24 protein-coding genes and 1 pseudogene are annotated in these 25,026 nt (G+C 70.5%); 5 read left to right on the top strand and 20 right to left on the bottom strand.

What is annotated here, in order from left to right:
* Positions 1 to 20 precede the first annotated feature (20 nt).
* The 3 genes from ACIQPR_RS35180 to ACIQPR_RS35170 are packed head-to-tail and all read right to left on the bottom strand — an operon-like array spanning position 21 to position 4,160.
* Positions 21 to 1,394, bottom strand: a complete 1,374-nt coding sequence (locus tag ACIQPR_RS35180; protein WP_403656802.1) for an acyltransferase — start codon at positions 1,392 to 1,394, stop codon at positions 21 to 23.
* Positions 1,391 to 3,832 carry a bifunctional polysaccharide deacetylase/glycosyltransferase family 2 protein gene (locus tag ACIQPR_RS35175; RefSeq protein ID WP_403656799.1) on the bottom strand — a complete coding sequence of 814 codons (2,442 nt, stop codon included), beginning with the start codon at positions 3,830 to 3,832 and terminating at the stop codon, positions 1,391 to 1,393. Before ACIQPR_RS35175 ends, ACIQPR_RS35180 begins: the two co-directional genes overlap by 4 nt.
* 19 nt (positions 3,833 to 3,851) lie before the next feature.
* Positions 3,852 to 4,160, bottom strand: a complete 309-nt coding sequence (locus ACIQPR_RS35170; RefSeq protein ID WP_403656796.1) for a hypothetical protein — start codon at positions 4,158 to 4,160, stop codon at positions 3,852 to 3,854.
* Positions 4,161 to 4,562: 402 nt separating this feature from the next.
* Here ACIQPR_RS35170 and ACIQPR_RS35165 point away from each other — a divergent pair, with 402 nt between their 5' ends.
* On the top strand, positions 4,563 to 5,621 hold the full coding sequence (locus ACIQPR_RS35165; RefSeq protein WP_403656793.1) for a chitinase: 1,059 nt from the start codon (positions 4,563 to 4,565) through the stop codon (positions 5,619 to 5,621).
* A gap of 16 nt (positions 5,622 to 5,637) precedes the next feature.
* Here ACIQPR_RS35165 and ACIQPR_RS35160 read toward each other — a convergent pair whose 3' ends face one another.
* From ACIQPR_RS35160 to ACIQPR_RS35140, 5 genes are all read right to left on the bottom strand, one after another.
* On the bottom strand, positions 5,638 to 6,042 hold the full coding sequence (locus ACIQPR_RS35160; RefSeq protein WP_403656790.1) for an imidazolonepropionase-like domain-containing protein: 405 nt from the start codon (positions 6,040 to 6,042) through the stop codon (positions 5,638 to 5,640).
* Between the two features lie 7 nt (positions 6,043 to 6,049).
* Positions 6,050 to 7,249 carry a cyclic dehypoxanthinyl futalosine synthase gene (gene mqnC / locus ACIQPR_RS35155; protein ID WP_403656787.1) on the bottom strand — a complete coding sequence of 400 codons (1,200 nt, stop codon included), beginning with the start codon at positions 7,247 to 7,249 and terminating at the stop codon, positions 6,050 to 6,052.
* Positions 7,250 to 7,343: 94 nt separating this feature from the next.
* The gene (locus ACIQPR_RS35150) at positions 7,344 to 7,961 is read right to left on the bottom strand and encodes a hypothetical protein (protein WP_403656784.1); all 618 of its coding nucleotides are present in this window, start codon (positions 7,959 to 7,961) and stop codon (positions 7,344 to 7,346) included.
* A gap of 7 nt (positions 7,962 to 7,968) precedes the next feature.
* Positions 7,969 to 9,747, bottom strand: a complete 1,779-nt coding sequence (locus ACIQPR_RS35145; RefSeq protein ID WP_403657326.1) for a serine/threonine-protein kinase — start codon at positions 9,745 to 9,747, stop codon at positions 7,969 to 7,971.
* A 59-nt stretch (positions 9,748 to 9,806) separates the two neighbouring features.
* Positions 9,807 to 10,655 carry a menaquinone biosynthetic enzyme MqnA/MqnD family protein gene (locus ACIQPR_RS35140; RefSeq protein WP_403656781.1) on the bottom strand — a complete coding sequence of 283 codons (849 nt, stop codon included), beginning with the start codon at positions 10,653 to 10,655 and terminating at the stop codon, positions 9,807 to 9,809.
* Positions 10,656 to 10,941: 286 nt separating this feature from the next.
* On the opposite strand from ACIQPR_RS35140, the gene ACIQPR_RS35135 reads away from it, so the two are divergent.
* Complete coding sequence (locus ACIQPR_RS35135) at positions 10,942 to 11,145, top strand: cold-shock protein (RefSeq protein ID WP_003992177.1); 204 nt, start codon at positions 10,942 to 10,944, stop codon at positions 11,143 to 11,145.
* A 246-nt stretch (positions 11,146 to 11,391) separates the two neighbouring features.
* Positions 11,392 to 11,898: pseudogene (locus ACIQPR_RS35130) on the top strand (class I SAM-dependent methyltransferase); the annotation flags it as partial.
* Here the strand turns inward: ACIQPR_RS35130 and ACIQPR_RS35125 are convergent.
* From ACIQPR_RS35125 to ACIQPR_RS35095, 7 genes are all read right to left on the bottom strand, one after another.
* On the bottom strand, positions 11,866 to 12,387 hold the full coding sequence (locus tag ACIQPR_RS35125; protein ID WP_403656779.1) for a hypothetical protein: 522 nt from the start codon (positions 12,385 to 12,387) through the stop codon (positions 11,866 to 11,868). The pseudogene ACIQPR_RS35130 and the gene ACIQPR_RS35125 sit on opposite strands and share 33 nt — an antisense overlap.
* Positions 12,384 to 12,917 carry a hypothetical protein gene (locus tag ACIQPR_RS35120; protein ID WP_403656776.1) on the bottom strand — a complete coding sequence of 178 codons (534 nt, stop codon included), beginning with the start codon at positions 12,915 to 12,917 and terminating at the stop codon, positions 12,384 to 12,386. Before ACIQPR_RS35120 ends, ACIQPR_RS35125 begins: the two co-directional genes overlap by 4 nt.
* Positions 12,895 to 14,184: a WXG100 family type VII secretion target gene (locus ACIQPR_RS35115; RefSeq protein ID WP_403656773.1), complete on the bottom strand. Its 1,290-nt coding sequence runs from the start codon at positions 14,182 to 14,184 to the stop codon at positions 12,895 to 12,897. Before ACIQPR_RS35115 ends, ACIQPR_RS35120 begins: the two co-directional genes overlap by 23 nt.
* Before the next feature lie 7 nt (positions 14,185 to 14,191).
* Entirely contained in the window at positions 14,192 to 14,488 is a 297-nt protein-coding gene (locus tag ACIQPR_RS35110) for a DUF6317 family protein (RefSeq protein ID WP_403656770.1), read from the bottom strand.
* Positions 14,488 to 14,982, bottom strand: coding sequence for an SAV_915 family protein (locus ACIQPR_RS35105; protein WP_403656767.1), 495 nt, complete (start codon positions 14,980 to 14,982; stop codon positions 14,488 to 14,490). The genes ACIQPR_RS35110 and ACIQPR_RS35105 overlap by 1 nt, the downstream gene beginning before the upstream one ends.
* A gap of 203 nt (positions 14,983 to 15,185) precedes the next feature.
* Positions 15,186 to 16,958 (bottom strand): 3-oxosteroid 1-dehydrogenase, encoded by a 1,773-nt coding sequence (gene kstD, locus ACIQPR_RS35100; protein WP_403656764.1) that lies wholly within the window; start codon positions 16,956 to 16,958, stop codon positions 15,186 to 15,188.
* 105 nt (positions 16,959 to 17,063) lie between these two features.
* Positions 17,064 to 18,977 (bottom strand): AMP-dependent synthetase/ligase, encoded by a 1,914-nt coding sequence (locus tag ACIQPR_RS35095; protein ID WP_403656761.1) that lies wholly within the window; start codon positions 18,975 to 18,977, stop codon positions 17,064 to 17,066.
* Between the two features lie 351 nt (positions 18,978 to 19,328).
* Between ACIQPR_RS35095 and ACIQPR_RS35090 the strand changes: the two genes are divergently transcribed.
* Positions 19,329 to 20,177 (top strand): MaoC family dehydratase, encoded by an 849-nt coding sequence (locus tag ACIQPR_RS35090; protein ID WP_403656758.1) that lies wholly within the window; start codon positions 19,329 to 19,331, stop codon positions 20,175 to 20,177.
* A 207-nt stretch (positions 20,178 to 20,384) separates the two neighbouring features.
* Entirely contained in the window at positions 20,385 to 21,677 is a 1,293-nt protein-coding gene (locus ACIQPR_RS35085) for a DUF6716 putative glycosyltransferase (protein WP_403656755.1), read from the top strand.
* An 18-nt stretch (positions 21,678 to 21,695) separates the two neighbouring features.
* On the opposite strand, the gene ACIQPR_RS35080 is transcribed toward ACIQPR_RS35085, so the two are convergent.
* The 5 genes from ACIQPR_RS35080 to ACIQPR_RS35060 form a co-directional block, all read right to left on the bottom strand.
* Positions 21,696 to 22,361 carry a TetR/AcrR family transcriptional regulator gene (locus tag ACIQPR_RS35080; protein ID WP_403656752.1) on the bottom strand — a complete coding sequence of 222 codons (666 nt, stop codon included), beginning with the start codon at positions 22,359 to 22,361 and terminating at the stop codon, positions 21,696 to 21,698.
* Between the two features lie 28 nt (positions 22,362 to 22,389).
* Complete coding sequence (locus ACIQPR_RS35075; RefSeq protein WP_403656749.1) at positions 22,390 to 22,701, bottom strand: DUF4229 domain-containing protein; 312 nt, start codon at positions 22,699 to 22,701, stop codon at positions 22,390 to 22,392.
* A gap of 75 nt (positions 22,702 to 22,776) precedes the next feature.
* The gene (locus tag ACIQPR_RS35070) at positions 22,777 to 23,301 is read right to left on the bottom strand and encodes a GNAT family N-acetyltransferase (protein ID WP_403656746.1); all 525 of its coding nucleotides are present in this window, start codon (positions 23,299 to 23,301) and stop codon (positions 22,777 to 22,779) included.
* Positions 23,302 to 23,311: 10 nt separating this feature from the next.
* The gene (gene mqnE / locus ACIQPR_RS35065) at positions 23,312 to 24,475 is read right to left on the bottom strand and encodes an aminofutalosine synthase MqnE (RefSeq protein ID WP_403656743.1); all 1,164 of its coding nucleotides are present in this window, start codon (positions 24,473 to 24,475) and stop codon (positions 23,312 to 23,314) included.
* 49 nt (positions 24,476 to 24,524) lie between these two features.
* A complete protein-coding gene (locus ACIQPR_RS35060; RefSeq protein WP_262063773.1) occupies positions 24,525 to 24,980 on the bottom strand; it encodes an Lrp/AsnC family transcriptional regulator in 456 nt (151 codons plus the stop codon).
* Between the last annotated feature and the right edge of the window lie 46 nt (positions 24,981 to 25,026).

Raw genomic sequence — 25,026 nt, 5'->3', positions numbered from 1 at the left:
ACCCGCGCCGAAGTGGAGACTCACCCCGGCAGCAGCTGAGGTTTCTTCTTCGCCGCCACGTCCTCCACCCAGCCGCAGAGCAGGATGAAGACGGCGATGAGGATCCAGCCGATGCCGAACATGAACCACTGGCTCTCCAGCGGCAGCCACTTCTCGAAGGCGGGCACCTTCCAGAACTGGTCGGTCAGCGGCACCGCGAGCACCAGCGCGATCTCGTGCCAGAGATAGATCGTCACGGCCCGGGAGTTGAAGATCGTGACGACCCGGTCGAGGCGCTTGAAGCGGGTCAGCCAGGCGAAGTCGATGTTGAAGTAGGCCTTGGCCCACATCAGCAGCATGACGTAACCGGCGGACCAGTAGGTCTGGGCGAGCGGGTTCTCGTCCAGGTCGTAGGTCCCGGCCTCGGCCTGGTGCGTGAAGGCGTACCAGCCGCCGAACACGATCGCGGCGACCGACAGCGTCACCACCAGGAAGGGCTTCAGCCTCTGGAGCACCCCGTCGCGGTGGGCGAAGCCGAGGATCCAGCAGAAGAGGTACGTCGACAGGTCCCACAGGGCGTTGCCGAAGCGGTTGTCCGGCCCCGACCACACGTACTTCAGGACGACGATCGGCACCAGCGTCAGCAGCAGCACCGGGATCGGCGCCTTGCGGAAGATCCACAGCAGCGCAGGGGAGAGCAGCACGAACCACAGATACGTCCGCAGGTACCAGAGGATCTCCCAGGCCTGGAGCCCCCAGGAGTTGCCCGGCGGATCCCCGACCGGCACCACCCAGAAGACGATCTGCCAGCCCGGCATCCAGTCGTGGATGAGCATCGCCAGGACCACGAAGAAGCCCCAGAACCAGAACGGCGGCAGCAGCCTCCGCATCCGGCTCTTGACCACCTTGAAGGCGGGCCGCTCCAGCGACTTCGCCATCAGCGTCCCGGCCAGCCCGAACATGATCCCCATCGAGGGGAACACCATCCCGCACCAGGCCCACCCGAAGGTGTGGTACGTCACGACCCGGATCAGCGCGACGGCCCGCAGGGTGTCGAAGTACCGGTCCCGACCGGCCGGTTTGGGCGCGGGCGCCGGCTCCTCCACAGCCGCCTCGACGACCTCCTCGGCAACCGCCTCGGCCTCCGGCCCGGACTGCGGCTCGACCGCCGGTTCCGACTCTGGTTCCGACTCCGGTTCTACGACGGGAAGCGGCGCCGTGGCGTACACCGGCTGCCCGTAGTCGACGTACTGCGGAGGCTGTTGCTGCTGTTGTGGATACGGGTACGGCTGCTGCGGCTGGCCGTATCCGTCGTAGCCGTAGGGCTGTTGGGGGTACTGCGGTTGCTGGGGGTACTGAGGTTGCTGGGGCTGTCCGTAGCCGCCGTACCCATGCTGCTGCTGTTCCCAGGTCATGAGCTCGCCCCCGCCGGTGTGCCGACCTCGCCGGTGCGCTTGAGTTTCTGCCAGCGCAGCCGGCCGCCGGTCAGGGCGGTGATGCTGGAGTGGATGAGGACCAGGTACATCATCTGGCGGTAGGCCAGTTGCTGGAGCGGCATCATCAGCAGGTAGCGGTACTTCTCCCGGTCCAGCCTGAACGCGTAGGCCGCGCACAGGAGTTGGATGGCGAGGACCGCGAACCACATCGCGAGGGACGCCCAGAAGTCGACGAAGATCATCGAGTAGACGGTGAAGACGTCGATCAGCGGGGCGAAGACCGGCGTGATGATCTGGAAGATCACCACCAGGGGCATGCCGACCCGGCCGAAGCGGCCCGAAGGACCCTTGTCCGTGAGGGACTTGCGGTGCTTCCACAGGGCCTGCATGGTGCCGTAGGACCAGCGGTAGCGCTGCGACCAGAGCTGCTTGAGGGAGGCCGGGGCCTCGGTCCAGGCCCTGGCGTGCTCCTGGTAGACGACCCGCCAGCCCTGGCGGTGCATGGCGATGGTGATGTCCGTGTCCTCGGCGAGGGTGTCCTCGCTCATGCCGCCGACCTGGAGCACCGCGTCACGGCGGAACGCGCCGATCGCGCCCGGGATGGTGGGCATGCAGCGCAGCAGGTCGTACATGCGGCGGTCGAGGTTGAAGCCCATCACGTACTCGATGTGCTGCCAGGCGCCGATGACCGTGTTGCGGTTGCCGACCTTGGCGTTGCCCGCGACCGCGCCGACCTCGGGGTCGGCGAAGGGCTGCACGAGCTGCCGTACGGTGTCGGGTTCGAAGACGGTGTCGCCGTCCATCATCACGACGATGTCGTAACTGGCGCTGCGGACGCCGTTGTTGAGGGCGGCGGGCTTGCCCGCGTTCTCCTGGCGGATGACCCGGACGTTCGTCATGCCGAAGGAGCGGGCCGCCTCGCGGGCGATCTCGGAGGTGCCGTCCGAGGAGCCGTCGTCGACGACGATGATCTCGATCGGGTGGGTGCTCTTCGCCAGCGACTCAAGGGTGTTGGCGATGCACTCCTTCTCGTTGTACGCCGGGACGATCACCGTCACCGGGCGGGTGACGGTCGGACCCCAGCTGAACCGGCGTTTGTTGCGCTGTCTGTAGTGGCGCCGGGCGAGGACCAGCATCATCCCGAACCGGCCCATGACGGCCACGCCGACGACCGTGAGGCCGGCCGCGAGTCCCGGCACCACCCATTCGGCGACCGTGACGGCGTAGATGAGCGCCTTGCCCTCGTAGAGGGTCATGCCGGTGGCCTCGCGGTGGGCGCCCTGCTGGACCGAGATCCCGCGGGTGCCGCTGCGGGTGCCGCCCGTGCCGCCGACGGCCGAGCCGACCGTCTGGCCGCCGGACGTGCCTCCGCCGGACGTGCTGCTGCCGGGCGCGCTGCCGTCGGCGTTGACGGACGGCGCGGCGGAGGGCGCGGCGGAGGGCTGCGCCCCGGCCTCCACGGTGCCGGTGCCCGAACCGGCGGCGGCACCCGCGCCGGTGCCCGCGCCCGTGCCGTTGGCGGCCCGCTGGGCGGAGGCGTTCTTGGCGATGGCGCCGCTCACCGTGGTGAACGTGTAGCCCTTCGCCTTCATCTTCTCGATGTACTTCGGCAGCGCCTTCATGGTCTGCGAGCGCACCCCGCCGGCGTCGTGGAAGAGCACCGAGGAGCCCGAAGTCCCGGACGGCGTCGCCCACTTGATGATCTTCGCGACACCGGGCTGCTTCCAGTCGTCGCTGTCGGTGTCGACGAAGACGCTGGTGTAGCCGGAGGCGCCGAGCTTCTTGTAGACGGGGTAGCTGTAGTTGTCGATGGCGTCCGTCTCCGAGGAGTACGGCGCGCGGAACAGCGTCGTCGTGATGCCGGCCGCGCCCGCGAGCGCGAGCTGGGTCTGCTCCATTTCCCGCTTGACGCGGGCGTCGCTCTGGTAGGAGAGGTCGACGTGGGTGAAGGTGTGGATGCCGACCTCGTTGCCCTGCGCGACCATCTGCTTCACGATGTCCGGATAGCGCGAGACCATCGAGCCCACCAGGAAGAACGTGCCCGGCACGTCGTACTTCTGGAGGATCTTCAGGACCGTGGGCGTGTAGGTGGGGTTCGGTCCGTCGTCGAACGTGAGGACGATGGTCTTCTTCGGGATGCTCTGGGTGACCGGCTTGCCGTCCCGGAAGGTCAGGATCGGGCCGCCGTTGAGCACCTTGTCGGGGACCTTGCTGGCGCTCGCGCCGTCCCGGACGCGCTGGTCGCCGCCGACTTCCGCGCGCAGGTAGCCGTCGAGCAGCATCACGCAGGTGAGGCCGAGGAGAAGCAGCAGGGCGAGGATCACCCGGGGGCGTTGCAGCGCGGCGGCCTTGCCGGCCGCGCGCTCCATCCGGGTGGGGGCGCGTCGGCGCCCGCGCGAGGGAGTCGTCGTAGTCATGGCTGCGGTGGCGCTCCGGTCAGTGTGCGGTGGCTGAGGAGGACGGGGCCGCACCCGTGGGGGTGCCCGAGGGGAGGTCGGTCGGGGCGCCGCTCGGAACACCGGAGGGCGCTACGCCGCCTCTGCCACCGTCGGGGCCGTAGCCGCCGCCGGGAGCCGAACCGGCCTGGCCGCCGCCGAAGGGCAGCAGCGAGGAGGGGTTGAGCGAGGTGCCCCAGCCCATGAACGCCATGCCGAGTACGAACGCGTACCCGAGGCAGACGACGCCCATGAGGAGGCCGATCCGGCGCAGCACCTTTGACCGGCGGCCGGAGTTGTCGACGAACACGGGGCCTTCCGCGGACCCGTTGCCGGCTTTGCGACGGCGACCGCGCGCAGAGCTGTGGTTATCGATGGCGGACTCGGATTGCATTCCCCAGACATTAGGTCGCCTTTATGTGACAGAAACTCTGGTTCTCTTGTGAGCCCGCCAAGAGAAACGCCGCAACCTGTGCCTTCACTTAGAGAACCCAGGAAATGCCTTATGAACGACCGGTGTCAGTAGTGTCCTCAATCTTCCGCTTCGTCGCCCGACTTGACCGATTCGAGCGACGATACCCGTGGGTTTCCTATGTTTTATCTGTCTTCGTAAGACACAGCCCCATGTGCTTCATTTAAGCTTCGGAAACCGACTCTGTTTCCATTCTGAGACAGAAATCACCGTCCCGAGACGAAAAGGGTGCATGCTCATATGAGGAGTTTCCTGAAACCGGCGGCCGGGCTCACCTGCTTGTTTGCCCTGACGGTCACCGGCTGCTCCTCCAGCTCCGACAGCTCGTCGGACGCGGCACCCAGAGCCACGGAGAAGGCCGACACCACGCCCTCCGAAAGCGCCTCTTCGACGTCCTCGGCCGCCGCGTCGGGCACGGCGTCGGGCACCGCCTACGCACCGTACGTCAGCGTCAGCACCGCCGCCGACACCGACAGCGCGGGCTCCCCGACGACGTACAACCTCGCCTTCGCCATCGCCTCCGGCAGCAGCTGCACCCCGAAGTGGAACGGTACGACCGCGATCGGCGACGCGGCCGTGAAGTCCCGGATCGCGGCGCTCAAGACGTCCGGCGCGAGCGTCCGGGTCTCCTTCGGCGGGGCGTCCGGCAAGGAACTGGCCGAGACCTGTACCAGCGCGACCGCCCTCGCGAAGGCCTACGGCGCGGCGCTGGACGCGGCCGGTTCGACGCAGGCCGACTTCGACATCGAGGGCGACGCGCTCACCGACTCGACCTCGGTCGCCCTGCGCTCCAAGGCGATAGCGCTGCTCCAGAAGGAACGCACCGGCCTCAAGGTCTCCTTCACCCTGCCCGTGATGCCGTCCGGTCTCGACTCCGACAGCCTGGCGCTGCTGGAGTCCGCGAACGACCACGCGGTCCAGGTCTCCACGGTCAACATCATGACGATGAACTACGGCGAGTCGTACACCAAGGACATGGGTGACTACGCGATCACGTCCGCCACGGCCGCGCACACCCAGTTGAAGAAGGTCTTCGGGCTCTCGGACGCGGGGGCCTGGCAGGGAATGGCGCTCACTTCGATGATCGGCGTCAACGACGTTTCCGGGGAGACGTTCTCGCTCTCGGACGCGGCGCAGGTGCGGAAATTCGCCGAGGAGAAGAGCATCGCGTGGGTGTCGATGTGGTCGACGTTCCGGGATCAGCAGTGCGAGAGCGGAACGTCGGACGACGACGCGGCCACCGATTGCAGTGGGGTGAAGCAGACGTCCGGGGCGTTCGGGGAGGCGTTCGCGGGATGACGGGAGAAATCCGCGCCTAGCGGCGTCTGTGCACCAGCCGGCCCGCGCACACCGTCGCGACGCACTCGCCGGCCTCGTCGAACACGGCGAGGTCGGCCCGGCCGGGGTCGGTGGCGGTCGGGTGGGTGAGGATCAGGACGTCGTTGCGCTTCGCCGCCGACCGGAGTTCGGCCGAGTCGACGTACCGCTCCAGGACGGCCGTGGCGCCCGACTTGAGGACGGCGTGGACGCGCTCGCGCGGGCTCGGGGCGTCCGGGAGCGGGCCCTCGTGCACGCGGGCGGGACCCAGGGTGCCCGGCCAACTCCGCACCCGCGCGCGCGGGAAGCGCTCCTGGATCTCCGCCAGTGTGCCGACGCCCGCGATCCGGGTGCCCTCGACGGCGACGGCCCCGCCCCGTTCCGCCGTGTGAATGGTCAGCACGGCCGGGTCAGTTGGCCGACAGGAGCTTCAACTCGGGGTGCGCCGTGCCGCCTTCGATCGCCGTGGACGAGATGTGCGACATGACCCGCTCGTCGACGGGGTCGTCCGCCGGGTCGTCGTGGACGACGATGTGCTCGTAGGTGGTGGTGCGTTGGGCCGGGACGCGGCCCGCCTTGCGGATCAGGTCGATGATCTCCAGGCGGTTGGAGCGGTGCTTGGCACCGGCCGAGGAGACCACGTTCTCCTCCAGCATGATCGAGCCGAGGTCGTCCGCGCCGTAGTGCAGGGAGAGTTGGCCGACCTCCTTGCCGGTGGTGAGCCAACTGCCCTGGATGTGGGCGATGTTGTCCATGAACAGGCGCGCGATGGCGATCATCCGCAGGTACTCGAAGAGCGTGGCCTGCGTGCGGCCCTTCAGGTGGTTGTTCTCGGGCTGGTAGGTGTACGGGATGAAGGCCCGGAAGCCGCCCGTCCGGTCCTGCACGTCACGGATCATCCGCAGGTGCTCGATGCGCTCGGCGTTGGTCTCGCCGGTGCCCATGAGCATGGTGGACGTGGACTCGACGCCCAGCCCGTGCGCGATCTCCATGATCTCCAGCCAGCGCTCGCCGGACTCCTTGAGGGGCGCGATGGCCTTGCGGGGGCGCGCGGGGAGGAGTTCCGCTCCGGCACCGGCGAAGGAGTCGAGACCGGCCGTGTGGATGCGCGAGATCGCCTCCTCGACGGAGACCTTCGAGATGCGGGCCATGTGCTCGACCTCGGACGCGCCGAGGGAGTGGATGACCAGCTGGGGGTACGCGGCCTTGATCGCGGCGAAGTGCTTCTCGTAGTACTCGACGCCGTAGTCCGGGTGGTGTCCGCCCTGGAACATGATCTGCGTGCCGCCCAGTTCGACGGTCTCCGCGCAGCGGCGCAGGATGTCGTCGAGGTCACGCGTCCAGCCCTTGGCGGTGTCCTTCGGAGCGGCGTAGAAGGCGCAGAACTTGCACGCCGTGACGCACACGTTCGTGTAGTTGATGTTCCGCTCGATGATGTACGTCGCGATGTGCTCCGTACCCGCGTACCGCCGCTTGCGTACGGCGTCGGCGGCGGCGCCGAGCGCGTGCAGCGGGGCGTCGCGGTAGAGGTCGAGCGCCTCTTCGGGGGTGATGCGCCCGCCCTCGGCGGCACGGTCGAGGACGGACTGAAGCTCGGCCTTCTCGGTCACCGGGAGGTCCCTTTCGTCAAGGGTTGTGGACGGACCTCGCCAGCCTACGCCAGCGGATTTCCCACCCCGACCTCAGGCCGTGCCCGCCCTGACCTCAGGCCGTGTACGCGCCGACCAGCAGACCGAGGAGGGCGCCCGCGAGCAGAAACGGCCCGAAACGGACATCGGCCCGCCGTCTCCGGCCGAGGACACCCCCGTAGCGCCCATGGAACCCGTAGCGCGCATAGAACCCGTAGCACCCCCTGAGCACGAACCCCGCGAACGCGCCCAGCATCAGCGTCGGCCAGCCGTACCACCCGAGGGCCACGCCCGCGCCGACCGCGAGTCTCACCTCTCCCGGGCCCAGACCGCCCCCGCCGGGGTCGAGGCGGGACAGCCCGTAGTACCCGGCGCCGAGCGCGAGCGCCCCGAGCAGCGCGGTCGTCCAGTGTCCGGCGTGTTCGGGCAGGAGACGCACGATGCCGAGGAGGGCGAGGGCGACGCCCGTGGCCGGGAGCGCCAGGTCGGTGGCGGCGGGCAGGAGCGCGATCGGCGCGAGCAGCAGCCAGACCGCCAGTTCGGGTCTGATCCCGGTGGCGACGGCGAGGGCCACGCACACCAGGACCACGAGGAGCGCGGTCCCGGCGCCGCGCCGCCCGGCCCGCGCGACCACCGCGCCCGCACCGGCGCCCCACACTCCCGCGAGGGCGATGAGCACATGGTCGTAGTCCACGCGGCGGCTACCCGACCTTGGAGAGGCGGGCGGTCGGGGAGCCCTCGGCGGAGCTGTCCGACGCGTAGGTGAGGTCGTCGCCGGTGGGGGTGAGGGTGACCGTGTGGGCGGCCTGGTTGCACACGTCGCGGTTGGTCTTCGCGCCCGCCGCGCTCGCGACGAGCCGGGTACTGGTCACCTGCTTCAGGGTCAGTACGTCGTCGCAGACGCCGCCGAGCTGGTCGGTCTGCCGCAGGACACCGAGCTGCTGCCCGACGCTCGCCCTGGAGACGGTGAGCCGGAAGGTGCCGTCCGGGAGGGTGCCGCCGAGCGCGGTGCCCTCGCCCTCCCAGGTGCCGAGGTAGGCGGCGGGGACGGACTGCGCCGAGGTGGCGCCCGGCGAACTCGGCGCACGGGTCGGCTCGGCGCTGGTTCCGGTACTGGTTCCGGTGCTGGGCTCCGTGCTGGGTTCGGCGCCGGACGTGCTGCCCGGCCCGCCGGTCGAGGTCGCGCTGGGGGCCGAGCCCGCGGAGGTGTCCGTGCCCTTGTCGCCCGGCAGCATCCGGTACAGGAAGACGGAGCCCACGGTCACCGCCGCGAGCGCCCCGGCGACGGCGAGCGCGAGGGTGCAACTGACCCTGCGCCCACGGCCGTCGGCCCCCGGAGCGGCCGTGGCGGCGAGGGAGACGGAGACCTTCCCCGGGGCGCGGTCGGGCGCCGGGGGAAGGGTGTCGTGCGGGCGCGCGTCACGGGGTTCGGGCACGAGACCGGGCGTGACCGTGGGCGGGACCGGCATCACCGGCGCCGGCCCGAACACCCCCGCCCCTGTACCTCCGGTCGCGCCGACCCCCGCCCCCACCGAGGGGCTGCTGAACCCCACCGGCCCGGACGGCAGCCCCTCGGCCACCCCCGCCGCTTCAAGATTCAGCAGCTGTACGGCACTTCGGCTGACCTGCTCGACCAGCGCGCCCGGCAGCCAGCCACCGGCGACCAGCCGGGCGGCGCCCTCCGGGGCGAGCCGCCGGGACACCTCGCCCGGAGTCGGCCGCGAGGCAGGGGTCTTGGCGAGACAGGCCACCGCCAGCTCCCGCAACTCGCCGTCCGTCCGGCCCAGTTCGGGCTCCTCGTGGACGACCTTGTAGAGCAGCGCGGCCGAGGAGTCGCCGGGGAATGGGGACTCCCCCGTGGCCGCGTACACCAGCACCGCCCCCAGGGAGAAGACGTCCGACGCGCCGGTCGCCCCCTTCCCGAGGATCTGCTCGGGGGCCATGTAGCCGGGCGAGCCGACGGAGACACCGGTGGAGGTGAGGGAGGCCGTGCCGTCCGTGGCGCGGGCGATCCCGAAGTCGATGAGGAGGGGGCCGTCGAGCGTGAGGAGGACGTTGGACGGCTTCACGTCCCGGTGCACGAGCCCCAGTTCGTGGACGGCGGTCAGCGCCTCGGCGAGCCCCGCGCCCAGCGCCCGTACGGTGGCCGTGGGCAGGGGGCCGCCGTCCGCGACGGCGGCGGCGAGCGACGGACCGGCCGCGTAGGCGGTGGCGACCCACGGCACCGCGGCCTCCGGATCGGCGTCCAGGACGGGCGCGGTCCAGGCGCCGCCGACCCGGCGCGCGGCGTCGACCTCGCGGCGGAAGCGGGCGCGGAACTCCTCGTCGAGCGCGAAGTGCGGATGCACGATCTTGACCGCGACCGTACGGCCGCCCGCGCTGCGCCCGAGATAGACCCGGCCCATCCCGCCGGAGCCGAGCCGTCCGAGCAGCCGGTAGGGCCCCACGACCGTGGGTTCGTCGCTGCCGAGCGGTTGCATGCCGTCCACCCCTCCCCCGTACGACTTCCAGCAGGGTAGTGCGCGGTGCGCCGCCGTGATTACGGCTGGAGCAGATCCACCGTCACGTCGGCCGGGAAGCCGGTCGTCGCGCCCACCCGGCGGGCGAACTCGGTGACCGCGGCGAGCTGGGGCGCGCCGAAGCGGAAGTCGAGGGTGGTGAAGTAGCGCTCCAGGACCTCCTCGTCGAAGTCCTCCCAGCGGGCGGCCTGTTCGGCGACCTTGCCGACCTCTTCGAGGGAGAGGTTGCGGGAGGCGAGGAAGGCCTCGTGCACCTTGCGGGTGATGACCGGTTCGCGCTCCAGGTAGTCGCGGCGGGCGGCCCAGACGGCGAAGACGAACGGCAGCCCGGTCCACTCCTTCCAGAGCGTGCCGAGGTCGTGCACTTCGAGCCCGAAGCGCGGCCCGTCGAGCAGGTTGGCGCGCAGCGCCGCGTCTCCGATGAGTACGGCGGCCTCGGCCTCCTGCATCATCAGGCTCAGGTCGGGCGGGCAGGTGTAGTAGTCGGGGCGGACGCCGTAGCGCTCGGCCAGCAGCAGCTGGGCCAGGCGCACCGAGGTGCGCGAGGTGGAGCCGAGGGCGACCCGGCGGCCGTCGAGCTGGTCCAGCGGGACCTGCGAGACGATCACGCAGGACATCACCGGGCCGTCGCAGCCGACGGCGATGTCGGGGAAGGCGACCAGGTCGTCCGCGTTGCGGAGGAACTCGACGAGCGTGATGGGCCCGATGTCGAGGTCCCCCTGCACCAACTGCTCGCTGAGCTTCTCCGGGGTGTCCTTGGTGAGCTCGAAGTCGAGGAGCGTGCCCGTTCTCGCGAGCCCCCAGTACAGGGGCAGGCAGTTCAGGAACTGGATGTGGCCGACGCGCGGCCGGGTGCGAGAATTGTCCACAACGTGAGGCTAGACCTCATGAGGTACGCTCCATACTTCGGCCCCACAGTCAAGCCTCTGGCGATCTTCAAACGTCCGGGTGATGTGATCTTGGCCTCTATTGCTTTCGGCTGCCCGCGTGCTAGGCTCGCCGCAAGTTGCAGTTTGGTTTCCCTTGCAGTACAGAGCCTGCGGAGCATGTAACCGCAGGCTCTAGTCGTTTTCAGACGTATGCAGTAGTGCGGGACTTGTTTTCACACTTGCAGGGTTCTGGAGCAGGGCAACCCTTTGGGCCCAAGGAGGGCTTATGGCTACCGGAACCGTGAAGTGGTTCAACGCCGAAAAGGGCTTTGGCTTCATCGCCCAAGAAGGCGGCGGCCCCGACGTCTTCGTTCACTACTCCGCGATCAACGCGAGCGGCTTCCGTTCGCTGGAGGAGAACCAGCAGGTCTCCTTCGACGTGACCCAGGGTCCGAAGGGCCCGCAGGCGGAGAACGTCACCCCCGTCTGAGTCACACGATCGTAGTTATTCGGTCTCGGAGCCTGGTGCTTTGATCCGGAACAGATAGCAGTACCCAAGGAGCCCCGTGCCGTCAGGCAACGGGGCTCCTGCCTTTGCCTCCGGCGGTCGGGCGGAGAGTGTCGGTGCGGCAGCTTCGCCGAGCTGGTCGGTGCGGGCGGAGGCGTAGAAGTAGGCGAAGGCGTGGGTGGAGAGGTAGGCGTAGGCGAAGGTGGAGAGGTAGGCGCAGGCGACGGTGTTGGCAGGGGTGGGCTGGTCGCTGACCTCGGTTGTGGGCCGGGGCGGACGACCGCGTATCTCGCCTCGCTCGGGCTGGACGTCCTCGGGGTCGACCTGTCCGGGGCGATGCTCGCCATCGCCCGGCGCGAGAACCCGGGCCTGTGCTTCCGGCAGGGTTCGATGCTGGAGCTGGACGTCCCGGACGGGGCGCTCGCGGGGGTGGTCTCCTGGTACTCGTCCATCCACACCCCGGTGGACCGGCTCCCGTCACTCTTCGCGGAGTTCCACCGGGTCCTGGCACCCGGCGGTCATCTGCTGCTCGCCTTCCAGGCCGGCGACCGGCCCCTCACCCTCGACCGGCCCTTCGGCCACCCGGTCCGGCTGGACTTCGAACGGCGGCGGCCGGAGGCGATGGCCGGGCTGCTGGAGGCGGCGGGATTCACGCTGCGGTCGCGGACCGTACGGGAGGCGAACCCGGAGCTAGGCGAGTCGTCACCGCAGGCGTTTCTGACCGCCCACAAGCCGGTCCCGGTTCGCCAGAGCCCGGCGGGCGCCGACCTCGCTGGGGTATTCGCGGACGGTGAAGGCGGCGGCCAGTGTGCCGAGGCTCCAGGCGAAGAGTGACGGCACGACCGGGATCACGAGCAGTGCGGGGATGAGCGCGGCGCGGCCGAGGTTCTGCCCGCGCCGGGAGTCGTAGCGCCTGTCCGTCCAGGCCTGGGCGGGGGTCGGCGGGTTCAGCAGCTTCTCGCGGATGGCGCGGCGCTGCCGCATCCAGCCCCGGGCCGCGAATCCGCACGACGCGGCCACCTGCGTCCAGTCCCACACCACGCGCGGGGCAGGGGGCAGGTGGACGCGGAAGGACCGGTAGAGCTCGACGACGACGGCGCACATCATGGCCGTCAGCACGAGCCAGAGGAGCGCGCCGGAGGCACGGCGCAGCCAGTAGCCCGCGCCGCGCCGGTACCAGGTCCTGCCGAGTCCGGGGAGCTTCGGGATGTCGGGCGGGATCATGTTCCGGAGGGGTGCTCCTGGAGCCAGCGGCGGGCGCCGACCTCGCTGGGGTACTCGCGGACGGTGAGCATGGCGGCACACCAGCCGACGGCCCACGCGGCGAGCGCCGGCAGGACGGGGGCGGCGAGGACCACCGCGAAGCGGCCCACGAGGGCCAGGCCCGTCGTACGGCGGGCCTCGGCGCGCTTGCGGCTGCGGAACTCGTCGGGGGCGGGCGGGTCCTGGAGGTCCCGGTGATGGCTCCGGCGCTGCACGACCCAGCCCCAGACGGGCGCGCCGCAGGAGGCGATCACCTGCGCCCAGTCCCACACCGTGCGCACGCCCGGCGGCAGCACCGTCCGGAAGCCCCGGTAGAGGCTGATCGCGGCAAAGCAGAGGAAGGCCATGACGAGCAGCAGGAGTACGGCGGTGCGCACCCGCCGCAGCCAGTAGCGCGTCCCGCGCTCGTACCAGGTCGTGCCGAGCCCCGGCAGGGCCGGGATCCTGGCGGGCGTCCGGGAGGCCGCGTCAGAAGAGGCTTGTGACCCCATGCCACACGTCCTTTCCCAGTCGTTCGAAGTCCTGGCCCGTCTCGGACAGGACGTTGCCGGTGCCGTGCAGCACTCCGCCGACCACACCGTGGTCGTGGATGTCCTCGCTCCAGTGCTCGTGCAGGGAGTGGTCGATGAGGCCGGTCGCTCCGATCACCACGAGGCCGCCGCCCGCGGCGACGGCGAGCGCGGGGACCTCGACGGGCAGGGCGGCCACCACGGCGGCGGTGGCCGCCGCGCCGACCACCAGCCCGGCCACGTTCGCACCTCCGTCCACGGCGACGGAGTGCTGCCAGGACCAGCCCTTGTCGTGGTCGTCGGATGCCTCCAGCAACCCGCAGGCACCGGCGGCGGCGACGTCCAGGACCGGGATCTCCTTGAGGAAGTCCGGCAGTTTCTCCAGGCTCTCGCCCGCGCGCAGCGCGTCCGCGGCGTCGGCCAGCTTGACGTTGAGGACACGGTCGTACGGGAGCTTCGTACTGCCGTTGTCCGCGGCGGCGATGTCGTCCTCCAGGGACCGCACCTTGGCGACCGCGTCGGCGTAGGCACCCTTGGCCGGAAGATCCTTCGGCAGGGCGCGGCCCGCCTTCTGGAACGCCTTGCGTTCCGCGCGGAGTTCCTTCTTCGCGGCCTGCGCCTGGGACCTCGCGTCGTCGATCTTCGTGCGGGCCTTGGCGCCGTCGACCCGGGTGTCCTCGGCGTCGAACGCGTACAGGCCCCGCAGATAGTCCGCGACGGTGACCTTGTCACCGGGCGACACGGCGGCGGTCACCTCCTCGTACAGTCCGGCGAGTCGGTCGGCGGCCACCAGCCGGGCCTGCTGGGCGGTGTGCAGAACCTCCGTGCGGACCGTGTCGTACTCGGTCATCGCGGAGATCGCCTTCTGTTCCGCGGCACTGGGCGGGTTCGCCGTGACCATGGACAGCGGCACGCCCTTGTCCCCCATGGGCACGCCCTTGCCCGTGGCGACGTGTTCGGCGTTCTGGAGGGCCGTCTCGCACGCGGACAGCGCGTCGGCGAGGGTGTCCAGGATCTCTCCGGCCGAGTGCACCAGTCCGGCGAAGGCACCGGCCGTCACCGCGTCCTCGGTGTACGTGGCGCGGAAGGACTCGGCCGACTCGCCCTTCCAGCCCGCGTCGTCGACGAGGGCGTCCACCGCCCGGGTGAGCGGGGTGATGACGTCGTCGAGCTTGTCCTTGGCGTTCTTGTACGTCGTGGCCATCGTGCGGAGCCCGCCGATGTCGCCGCCCACCCAGCTGTCGGTCATCGGCTCCTCATCCCGCCATCAGGTCTTCGAACACGCCGTGGACGTCGACGTCGTGCCGGTGGAAGGAGTCGCGGGCGTACGCGACCTTGTCGCCCCGGTCGTCCAGCCGGTCGGCGAAGCCGATGTGGAGGGCGACGATGAGGTCGGCGACCTCCTTGATGGCGTGGTCGAGGCCGGAGTCCCCGCCGCTCACCACGGGCGGGGACACCTGGTCGCGCAGCTTCCGGTAGTCCGTGGCCTGGTCGTGGAACGTCGTGGCCATCGAGGTCAGGTCGCTCATGACCGCTTTGAAGTCGGCCGACATCAGCGCACCTCCCGCGCGTAGGCGGCCAGATCGGCCGGTCGCCAGTTGGGTTGCCCGGGGGTCACCCGGGGGTCGAGCAGCACGGTGACTCCCTGTTCGGCGACGCCTTCGGCCAGCGGGCCGAGGGAGGTGGCGACCCACGGCTGGGCCTCGCCGAGCGCGCCGACCAGCTTCTCCAGGGTGGTGAAGGCGAAGGCCGCGGTCCCGTTCGCGTCGGTGGGGTGCGCGAAGAGTTCGTACGCGATGAACGGCACGCGGACCGGCCGCCCGTCGTCGTACGTCGTGTCGACGTACCGAGGATGGGCCGGCACGAAGACGGGTGTCTCGTACGGCGGAACCCCCGGTCGCGGTCCCGGCCGCCCCGCTGTCGTCGGGTCCGGGGGCGGGGTCGCCTCCGCGTAGTCGAGCAGGCTGGAACGGCGTGGCTCGGGCGCGGCCGGTGTCGTCGGGTCCTGCGCGTACTCAAGAAGGCGTGAACGGTTCGGCTCCCCCACCGCCGTCTCCTCTTCCCCGTGATGCGCTGTGATGCGCTGTGATGCGTGTTCGCGCCATCACAGTAGCGACCGGCCGAGGAGGCAAATCCGGCTATGTCCGCCCTGTGGGCCCGTTGCATGCGCAATGCATACGGCCGCTTGGGCACGGCCTGGTCATCCCTTGACCGGTTGATGACCTGGCCGTGCCCGTGGCGCCGCGCCCCCTACAGCGCCCCCGCCAGATCCAGCGCCGCCACATACCCGAACGTCATCGCGGGGCCGATCGTCGAGCCCGCGCCCGCGTAGCTGTGGCCCATCACCGCCGCGCTCGCGTTGCCCGCCGCGTACAGGCCGGGGATCACCGAACCGTCCGCCCGCAGCACCCGCGCCCGTGCGTCCGTGCGCATGCCGCCCTTGGTGCCGAGGTCGCCGGGGACGATGCGGAGGGCGTAGTACGGGGGCAGCCAGAGCGGGGCGAGGCAGGAGTTGGGGAGGATCGCGGGGTCCGTGTAGTAGTGGTCGTAGGCGCTGTCGCCGCGTCCGAAGTCGGTGTCCTTGCCGCTCGCCGCAAGGGAGTTGAAGCGGGTGACGGTGGCGCGGAGGGCTGCCGCCGGGACGCCGATCGAGGAGGCCAGGGCGTCCCAGGTCCACGCCTTGTACGCCGCGCCCGAGCTGTACCAGGCGTCGGGGAAGGGGAGCGTCGGCAGGATGTCCCGGAAGAGGTAGCGGTTGCGGTAGTTCTGGTCGACGATCAGCCAGGCCGGGATGTCGGGGGCGGTGGGATCGCGGTCGTACATCGTGTGGACGACGTCGCTGTAGGGGGCGGCCTCGTTGACGAAGCGGGCACCGGCCTGGTTGATCAACAGGCCGCCGGGGAGGGTGCGTTCGGCGAGGCAGAAGTACGGGTCGGCGGGGAGCGGGATGGCCGGTCCCCACCAGGCGTCGTCCATCAGCGCGAGCGCGGCGCCCGCCCGCTGGCCGGCCAGGATGCCGTCGCCGGTGTTCTCCTTCGCGCCGACCGTCCAGTCCGTGCCGATGGGCCCGCGCTGGTACTGGGCGCGCATGGCCGCGTTGTGCTCGAAGCCGCCGGAGCCGACCACGACCCCGCGCCGGGCCCGGACCAGTCCGGCGGTTCCGTCGCGGGTGACGACGGCTCCGGTGACCGCGCCGCCCTCCGTGTACAGGTCCGTCAAAGGGGTGTTGAGCCATACGGGCACCTGCGCGGACTGGAGTCCGGCGCGCAGTCCGGCGGCGAGGGACTGTCCCATGGTGAGCGGCTTCTGTCCGAGCAGGGCCGCCTGTGTGCCGCGGGCCAGGCACGCGGTCGCCACGGCGGCGCCCTTGGCGTTCACGGCGGCCAGGTCGAGCCATTTGTAGTCGGCGCTGAAGACGACCATGCCGGCCGGGACGGCGAGGTACGGCGGGTTGAGGTGGGCGAGTTCGGCGCCGAGGATGTTGCCGTCGAGCTGGTCGGGTTCGATGGAACGGCCGCCCGGGAGACCGCCCGGCAGCTCCGGGTAGTAGTCGCTGTAGCCCTCCATCCAGCGGAAGCGCAGCGGGCTGTTGGCCATGACGAAGGAGATCATGGCGGGGCCGTGGGCGAGGAAGGACTGCTGGCGGTCGGCGGAGACGTCGGTGCCGACGACCGCGGCGAGGTAGGTGGCCGCTTTGGCGGGGGTGTCGGGGACTCCGGCGGCGAGGATCACCGGGTTGTTGGGGATCCAGATCCCGGCCCCCGAGCGGGCGGCCGAGCCTCCGAAGGTCGGCGCCTTCTCGACCACGACACAGCTGAGGCCCTGCTGGGCGGCGGTCAGCGCGGCGGTCATCCCGGCGGCTCCCGACCCGATCACCACGACGTCGTAGGTGCCGAGGAGGGGAAGGTCGGCCGCGCGGGCCGAGGAGGGGACTCCGGCGACGGCGAGCGCGGCGACCGCACCACCGGCCAACACGCTTCTTCTGCGCGGGAGTTCCGCATGTGCGTCGGTGTTCGGGGTCATGGCCGCTCCAGCCCGACGGGGAAAGGGGCTGGGAATGTCGCGCGGGGGTCTTGTGAAGTCAATAACCAGGCCTGCACCAATACGCCAAATCGCCCCGAACGGCGCTTAGTTCGCGTACAGCGCCTCGACATCCTTCGCGAAGTCCCGCATCACGACCTCGCGCCGCAGCTTCATCGAGGGTGTCAGATGGCCGGCCGCCTCGGTGAAGTCCACCGGGAGGACGCTGAAGCGGCGGATGGACTCGGGGCGGGAGACGAGCTTGTTGGCGTCGTCGACGGCGCGTTGCAGGACCGATCTCAACTCCTCGTCCTGGACCAGGAGTTCGGCGGGGACCGGGTGTTTGCCGTTCATCTGGCGCCAGTGGGTGATGCCTTCGAGGTCGAGGGTGATGAGGGCGGCGACATAGGGGCGGCGGTCGCCGACGACGATGCACTGGGCGATCAGCGGGTGGGAGCGCAGCCAGTTCTCCAGCGGGGCCGGGGCGACGTTCTTGCCGCCGGCGGTGATCAGGATCTCCTTCTTGCGGCCGGTGATGGTCAGATAGCCGTCGTCGTCGAGGTGGCCGATGTCGCCGGTGGCGAGCCAGCCGTCCTGGGAGGCGGGGGCGACCCCTTCGCCGTGCGGGTCCCAGTAGCCCCGGAAGACCTGGGCGCCGGCGAGCAGGATCTCGCCGTCTGAGGCGATCCGGACCTTGGTGCCGGGCATCGGCCAACCCACCGTCCCCAGCCGGGGTTTGAGGGGTGGCGTGCAGGTGGCCGCCGCGGTGGTCTCGGTGAGGCCGTAGCCCTCGAAGATCTCGATGCCCGCGCCGGCGTAGAACGCGGCGAGACGGCGGCCCAGCGGGGAGCCGCCGCAGATGACGTAACGGAGCTTGCCGCCCAGGGCGTTGCGGATCTTGCGGTAGACGAGCGGGTCGTAGAAGGCGCGGGCCGTCTTCAGCGGGCCGCTGGGGCCCGAGCCCTTGCCGGACTGGCGGGCCTCCAGTGCCTCGCCGTAGCGGCAGGCCACGTTGGTGGCGCGGTCGAAGACCTTGCTCCGGCCGCCCCTCTCGGCCTTGGCGCGGGCGTTGTTGAAGACCTTCTCCAGCATGTACGGGATGGCGAGGAGGAAGGTGGGCTGGAAGCTCGCCAGGTCCGCGAGCAGGTCCTCGGACTTGAGGCTCGCGGCGTGGCCGAGGCGGACCCGGGCGCGGATGCAGGCGACCGCGACCATCCGGCCGAAGACATGGGAGTAGGGCAGGAAGAGGAGGGTGGAGGGTTCCTCGTTCTGCTTGTTCTTGAAGACTCCGTAGAGGAGTTCGATCGCGTTGTCGACCTCGGCGAGGAAGTTGCCGTGGGTGATCGCGCAGCCCCGGGGGCGGCCGGTGGTGCCCGAGGTGTAGATGACGGTGGCGAGCGTGTCGGGCAGCAACACCCCGCGGCGTACGGCGACTTCCTGGTCCGGGACGGTCCGGCCCAGTTCGGCCAGCCGGTCCAGGTGGCCCTTCTCGAAGACCCACATGTGGCGCAGGTCGGGCAGCCGGGGTGTCTCCGGGCCGAGCGAGGAGGCCTGTGCGACGGTCTCGGCGGCCATCGCCACCGCGCCGGTGTCCTGGAGGATCCAGCGGATCTGGAAGAGGGAGGAGGTCGGGTAGATGGGGACGGTGACCAGACCGGCCGCCCACGCGGCGAAGTCGAGGAGGGTCCACTCGTACGAGGTGCGCGCCATGACCGCGATCCGGTCGCCCGGCGCGAGGCCCTCGGCGATCAGTCCCTTGGCGACGGCCTGCACCTGCTCGGCGAACTCGGCGGCCGTGACGTCCACCCAACTCCCGTCCTCCGCCTGCCTGCTGAGGACCAGGTGGTCGGGGGCCGCCGCCGCGTTCTCGAACGGCACGTCGGCGAGCGAGCCGTGGGTGGCCGGCGGCACCAGCGGCGGTACGGAGACCTCGCGCACGACGCCGTCCAGCCGTCGTATCTCGGGCTCGACGAGTACGGGCACGCCGTCGTAGTCGTAGCCGGACGGGTACGCGAGGGACATGGCAGCTCCTGAGGCGCGCAGCTTGTACCGCTCTGCTGCATTAGGTACGCATGGCGCGTACCGAGGTGTTCATCCAGACCCACGGCCGGGTGTTACCTCGGGTCAGGTCGAAGATCGTACGGGCCCCTCGTGGGGACTTTGTGCGGGTTCGGGGGTGGTACGGAGCCGGGCCTGTGCAACCTCGGCGGGTTCGCAGGGCTTTGTCGGCCATGCGCCCGCCAGGTGCGGCCGGTGCGTCGCCCATGCATCCGCCATGGGTCGTCCGGCTCGCCCCACTTGGACTTACCTGCGGTAACCTTACTCCGAAGTAAGCCGAAAAGAGCCGCCCAGGACACGACCCGGGAGTGGGACATGGCCGACCCCTATCCGCCGCTCACCGAGACCCCCGCGCTCACCCCGCTCCTGCTCCGCGGTGCCCTCCTCTCCCCCTTCAAGCGGCCCCGCGCCGACGCCGAGTTCCCCCGCACCCGGCTCGTGCTGCCCGGTGTCCGCGTGGACCTGGGCCGGCTGGCCGCCTACGAGCGGGTCTGCGGCTTCCCGACCGGCGACGACGCCCTGCCCGTCACCTATCCGCACGTCCTCGGCTTCCCGCTGGCCATGCGCCTGATGAGCCGCCGGGCCTTCCCGCTGCCGCTGCTCGGCCTGGTCCACACCTCGGTCGAGATCACCCGGCACACGGCGACACCCGCCACCGGGGAGTACGAACTCACGGTCTACGTCGACGAGTTGGCACCGCACCGGCGCGGCACGCAGGCGACGGTCAGCACCGAGATGCGGACCGGGGACGCCCTCGTCTGGGAGTCACGGAGCACCTATCTCGCCCGGCACCGCACCGAGGACCGCACACCCAGGCCCACCGAGGAGCCGAGCCCGCTGCCCACCGTCGCCGAGTGGCGGCTCGGCGAGGACGTGGGCCGGCGCTACGGCGCCGCGTCCGGCGACCGCAACCCCATCCACCTCTACCCGCTCACCGCCCGCCTGTTCGGCTTCCCGCGCGCCATCGCGCACGGCATGTGGACGGCGGCCCGCTGCCTGGCCGCCCACGGGACCCCCGAACGCGCGCTGGTCCGGGCCGAGTTCAGGGCACCCGTACTGTTGCCGGGCACCGTCGAGTACGCGGCGCTCGACGACCGCTTCGCCCTGCGGGACGCGACCGGCCGGATCCACGTGGAGGGGTTCGCGCGTCCGGCCGTTGCCTGAACCCGAATGAACACTGGGCGAACAAAAAACGTCCAGTTCTTTGCGGTCTCTCGCGAAATCCCAGGCGAACAAAGGGCCCTTGAGGATTCCGCACAGGAAAACCCCAGCTCACCCAAGGCACTTTCAAGACATCGCTCATACGTTCCTCAGGGTTCCTTCTTACCCTCGCCTCACTTCGCCGGACCCGCCAGGAAGGGCCCCTGAGCCATGCCGCCCAGACGCATCGCCGTACTCGCCGACTCGGACACCCGCTGGAAGTGGGGCGCATCCGTGGCACAGCAGATCGCCCCCGGGCACGCCCTCGACGCGTACTTCCTGCGCGGCCGGTCGACCCCGACCGAGCGGCAGCTCGCCGAGATCGGCATCGAGCCCGACAGCCGGCGCGAACTCCCCGCCGCCGAACTGGTCGACGACGCGGAACTGGCCGACGCCGACATCGTCGTCATGGCCGTCTCCGGCGGCACGGTCCTCGCCCTCACCCACAGCCTCGGCCTCGCCTGGGCCGGCCGCGAGCACCGGCCGATCACCGTCACCGGCTACGTCGGCGTCGTCTACGAGAAGATGGTCGACGGCCTGCTCACCCGCGGCGGCAGCGACATCGTCCTCGCCAACTCCACCTACGACGCGCACCGGTTCGGCGCCGCGTTCGCGAGCGTCGGCGTCGACCCGGACTCGGTCGTGGAGTGCGCGCTGCCCTTCCTCGGCGGCGAGCCCTACCGGCCGTCCACCGAGCGGCCGTTCACCCTCACCTTCGCCGTCCAGCCCTCCGTCCCCAAGAGCAAGCAGGACCGGCTGCGGCTCCTGGAGCGGGCCGCCGCGCACGCCCGGCGCCACCCCGACCGCCAGGTCCTGATGAAGCTGCGCAGCCTCCCCGGCGAACACACCACCCACGTCGAGGCCGACCCCTACCAGCTCCTCGTCCAGAGCCTCGCCGAACCCGCCCCCGCCAACCTCCAGTTGGTCTACGGCAACATGGGCGAGGTCCTCGACCGCACCGACCTCCTGGTCACCGTCAGCTCCACCGCCGCGCTGGAGTCGATGCAGCGGGGCATCCCCACCGCGATCCTCACCGACTTCGGCGTCCGCGAGGCGCACGGCAACCACTACTTCATCCACTCCGGCTGCCTGGCCTCCTGGGACGAACTCGACGCGGGCGCCCTGCCGTTGCCCGACCCCGCCTGGGCCGACGCGCAGGGCATCGGCAAGAGCGACCCCTACGCCGCCGCCCGCACCCGGGTGGCCGCGCTGCGCGCCGCGGGACCGCTGCCGACGCTGCGCCCCTACTACACCCCCGAACGCGCCGGCATCTACCTGAGCGGCCTGCTGACCCGCAACGGCTTCGACGAGAAGGGCCGCCCGCTCGACACCCCGCTGGGCGCGGGCGGTTCGGGCCGGGTCAAGCGAGCCGTACGGGGAGTGGCCCGGCGCGGCGCCAAGGCGGTGTACCGGGTGGGCTACCAGCGGGTCGCACCGACACTGCGCAAGTGGGGAGCCGTCTGAGGCGGGCCGGGAACGGGCCTACGGCCGGTCCTCGGGGCCGGCCGGCGGGGACCAGGGGCGCCCCTCCACCAGGTTGCCCAGGCCCGCCCAGGCGAAGTTCATCAGGGTCGCCGCCGTCTGCCGGGCGGTGACGCCCTCGGTCGCGTTGGACCAGGCGGCGAGCGACTCGGCGGCACCGACCAGCGCCTCCGCGAGACCGGCCACCTCGCGCTCGGCGAGGTCGGGGTCGCGGTCGCGGTGCGCCTCGCGGGCCGTGATGGCGATCAACTCGGTGACGAACGCGACGAGTTCGGCGCGCAGCGCGGCCACCTCGGCCGCGAAGGGCTCACCGTGGGTGCGGGCCTGGAGATGCAGGACGGACCAGCCGTCCGGGTGCTGGGCGGTGTGGGTGAAGAACGCCCGCAGTCCGTCCCAGAGTTGGCGGTCGGCGGGCGAACGGGTGTCGACCCCGGCCCGCACCGCCTCGGTGAGCGCGTGCCCCTCGCGCCGGATGCACGCGGTGAACAGGTCTTCCTTCGAGTTCAGGTAGAGATACACCAACGGCTTGGACACGCCCGCCAGTTCGGCTATCTCGTCCATCGACGCGGCCATGTAGCCGCGCTGTCCGAAGGTCCGCACGGCGGCGTCGAGCATCTGCTGCTCACGGACCGCGCGCGGCATCCGTTTGGTCTTCACGGCACCCATGGGGGCAAGGGTAGTTCGACCCCAGGTGTCAGGAAGTCTGGCCCTGCGGGTGGGGCGTGGGCTGGGCGGCGTCGACGGTCTCGTCCTCCTGGCTGCGGTTGGCGTCCAGGTTGGCCTTCATCCGGTCGACCCGCTCGACGATCTGCACCGAGGCCTGGTCGCGCACCCCGCGCAGCACCACGAAGCTGATCGGCGCCGAGATCACCAGCGCCAGCAGGACGATCCACATGCCGTTGGACTCACCGAAGCCGCGCGGGAAGACGCCGAGATAGACGAGGCCCCAGACGACGCCGAGGCAGCCCGCGAAGACTCCGAGGCGCCACAGGGTGTAGCGGAACATCTCAATCCACTCTTCCGATTCGGGACAAGGGCATCCATCAGTGAAGCACGGTGCCGCACGGATCTTGCAAGGGGGTCACAGCAGGGGCAGCAGCATGAAGATGTCGTCCCGGTCGTCCCCCGGCGCGACCCGGATCGCGCCGGGCACCCGGCCGACCTCCTTGTAGCCGCAGGAGCCGTAGAACCGTTCCAGGCCGTGGCCGCCCCGGCAGGTGAGGCGGATCGCCTCGATACCGTCGATACCGCGGGCCGCCTGTTCGGCGGCGGCCAGCAGGTCCCGTCCGTAGCCCTGGCCCTGGTGGCGGGGGTGGACCATCACCGTGTAGAGCCACAGCCAGTGCCGCATCAGCCGGTGGGTGTTGAAGGCGAGGAACACGGTCGCGGCGACCGTGCCCGTCTCGTCCCGGCCGACCAGCAGCCGGGTGCGGCCCTCCGCCATCGCGACGAAGTGCTTGATCAGCTCGGGCCGTATCTCGTCCGCCGTGACCGGCGCGACGAAGCCGACCGAGCCGCCCGCGTTCGACACGTCCGCCCACAGGGCGAGGATCTCCTCGCGCAGGGCAGGGGTCGTCGCGGGATCGAGTTCGAAAGTGAGCGCCATCGTTCCGTTCTCACACTCGCATCGGCTGCGGGGACTCGCGCCGCGCCGGGTCCGGGCCGTCGTACTCGCGGATGATCTCGTAGCGCGTGTTCCGCTCGACCGGCCGGAAACCGGCGTCCCGGATCAGGTCGAGGAGGTCGTCGCGGGTGAGCTTGTTCGGGGTCCCGTAGTTGTCGGCGTCGTGCGTGATCTTGTACTCGACGACCGAGCCGTCCATGTCGTCCGCGCCGTGCTGGAGGGCGAGTTGGGCGGTCTGGACGCCGTGCATGACCCAGAAGACCTTGACGTGCGGGACGTTGTCGAAGAGCAGCCGCGAGACCGCGAAGGTCTTGAGGGCCTCCGCGCCGGTGGCCATCTGCGTGCGCGCCTGGAGGCGGTTGCGGACCTTGCCGTCCTTCATGTCCACGAAGTCGTGCTGGTAGCGCAGCGGGATGAAGACCTGGAACCCGCCGGTCTCGTCCTGGAGTTCACGCAGTCGCAGCACGTGGTCCACGCGGTGGCGCGGCTCCTCGATGTGGCCGTACAGCATGGTGCACGGGGTCTTCAGACCCTTCTCGTGCGCCAGCCGGTGGATGCGCGACCAGTCCTCCCAGTGCGTGCGGTGGTCCACGATGTGCTGCCGGACCTCCCAGTCGAAGATCTCCGCGCCACCGCCGGTGAGCGATTCGAGCCCGGCCTCGATCAGCTCGTCGAGGATGTCGCTCGCGCTCAGCCCCGAGATCGTCTCGAAGTGGTGGATCTCCGTGGCCGTGAACGCCTTCAGCGAGACGTCCGGCAGCGCCTTCTTCAGCTCGCTCAGCGACCGCGGGTAGTAGCGCCAGGGGAGGTTCGGGTGCAGGCCGTTGACGATGTGCAGCTCGGTGAGGTTCTCGCCCTCCATCGCCTTGGCGAGGCGGACGGCCTCCTCGATGCGCATCGTGTACGCGTCCTTCTCGCCCGGCTTGCGCTGGAACGAGCAGTAGGCGCAGGACGCGGTGCACACGTTCGTCATGTTCAGGTGGCGGTTGACGTTGAAGTGGACGACATCGCCGTTCTTCCGCGTCCGCACCTCGTGCGCCAGCCCGCCCAGCCAGGCCAGGTCGTCCGACTCGTACAGCGCGACGCCGTCCTCGCGGGACAGCCGCTCACCGGAGCGGACCTTCTGCTCCAGCTCGCGCTTGAGCCCGACATCCATGCCCTTACCTCTTCCTACGACAGACTCCGTCAACGGTACGCCCAACCCCCTACGCCTCTTCCGGCAGCTCCCCGACCCGGTTCTCCCACTTCGTGGAGAGCACGATCGTCGTACGGGTACGGGAGACGCCCTTGGTCCCGGACAGCCGCCGGATGGTCTTCTCCAGCCCGTCCACGTCCGGTGCCCGCACCTTGAGCATGAACGAGTCCTCGCCCGCGATGAACCAGCAGTCCTCGATCTCGCTGAGGTCCTTCAGCCGGGCCGCCACGTCCTCGTGGTCGGCGGCGTCCGACAGGGAGATGCCGATCAGGGCGATCACGCCGAGGCCGAGGGAGGCCGAGTCGACGGTCGCGCGGTAGCCGGTGATGACACCGGCCGCCTCCAGCCGGTTGATGCGGTCGGTGACGCTGGGTCCCGACAGGCCGACGAGGCGCCCCAGCTCCGCGTAGGAGGCCCGGCCGTTCTCTCTCAGGGCCTGGATGAGCTGCCTGTCCACCGCGTCCATGCGATCGATTGCCTTCCGGTGATGACGAGTGATGACGAGTAGTGCC

The organism is Streptomyces sp. NPDC091280, from assembly GCF_044768565.1.
In the GTDB taxonomy this organism is placed as follows: Bacteria; Actinomycetota; Actinomycetes; order Streptomycetales; family Streptomycetaceae; genus Streptomyces.
Note: the sequence above shows the minus strand (reverse complement) of the source record. Positions and strands in the feature narration are given on the sequence as shown.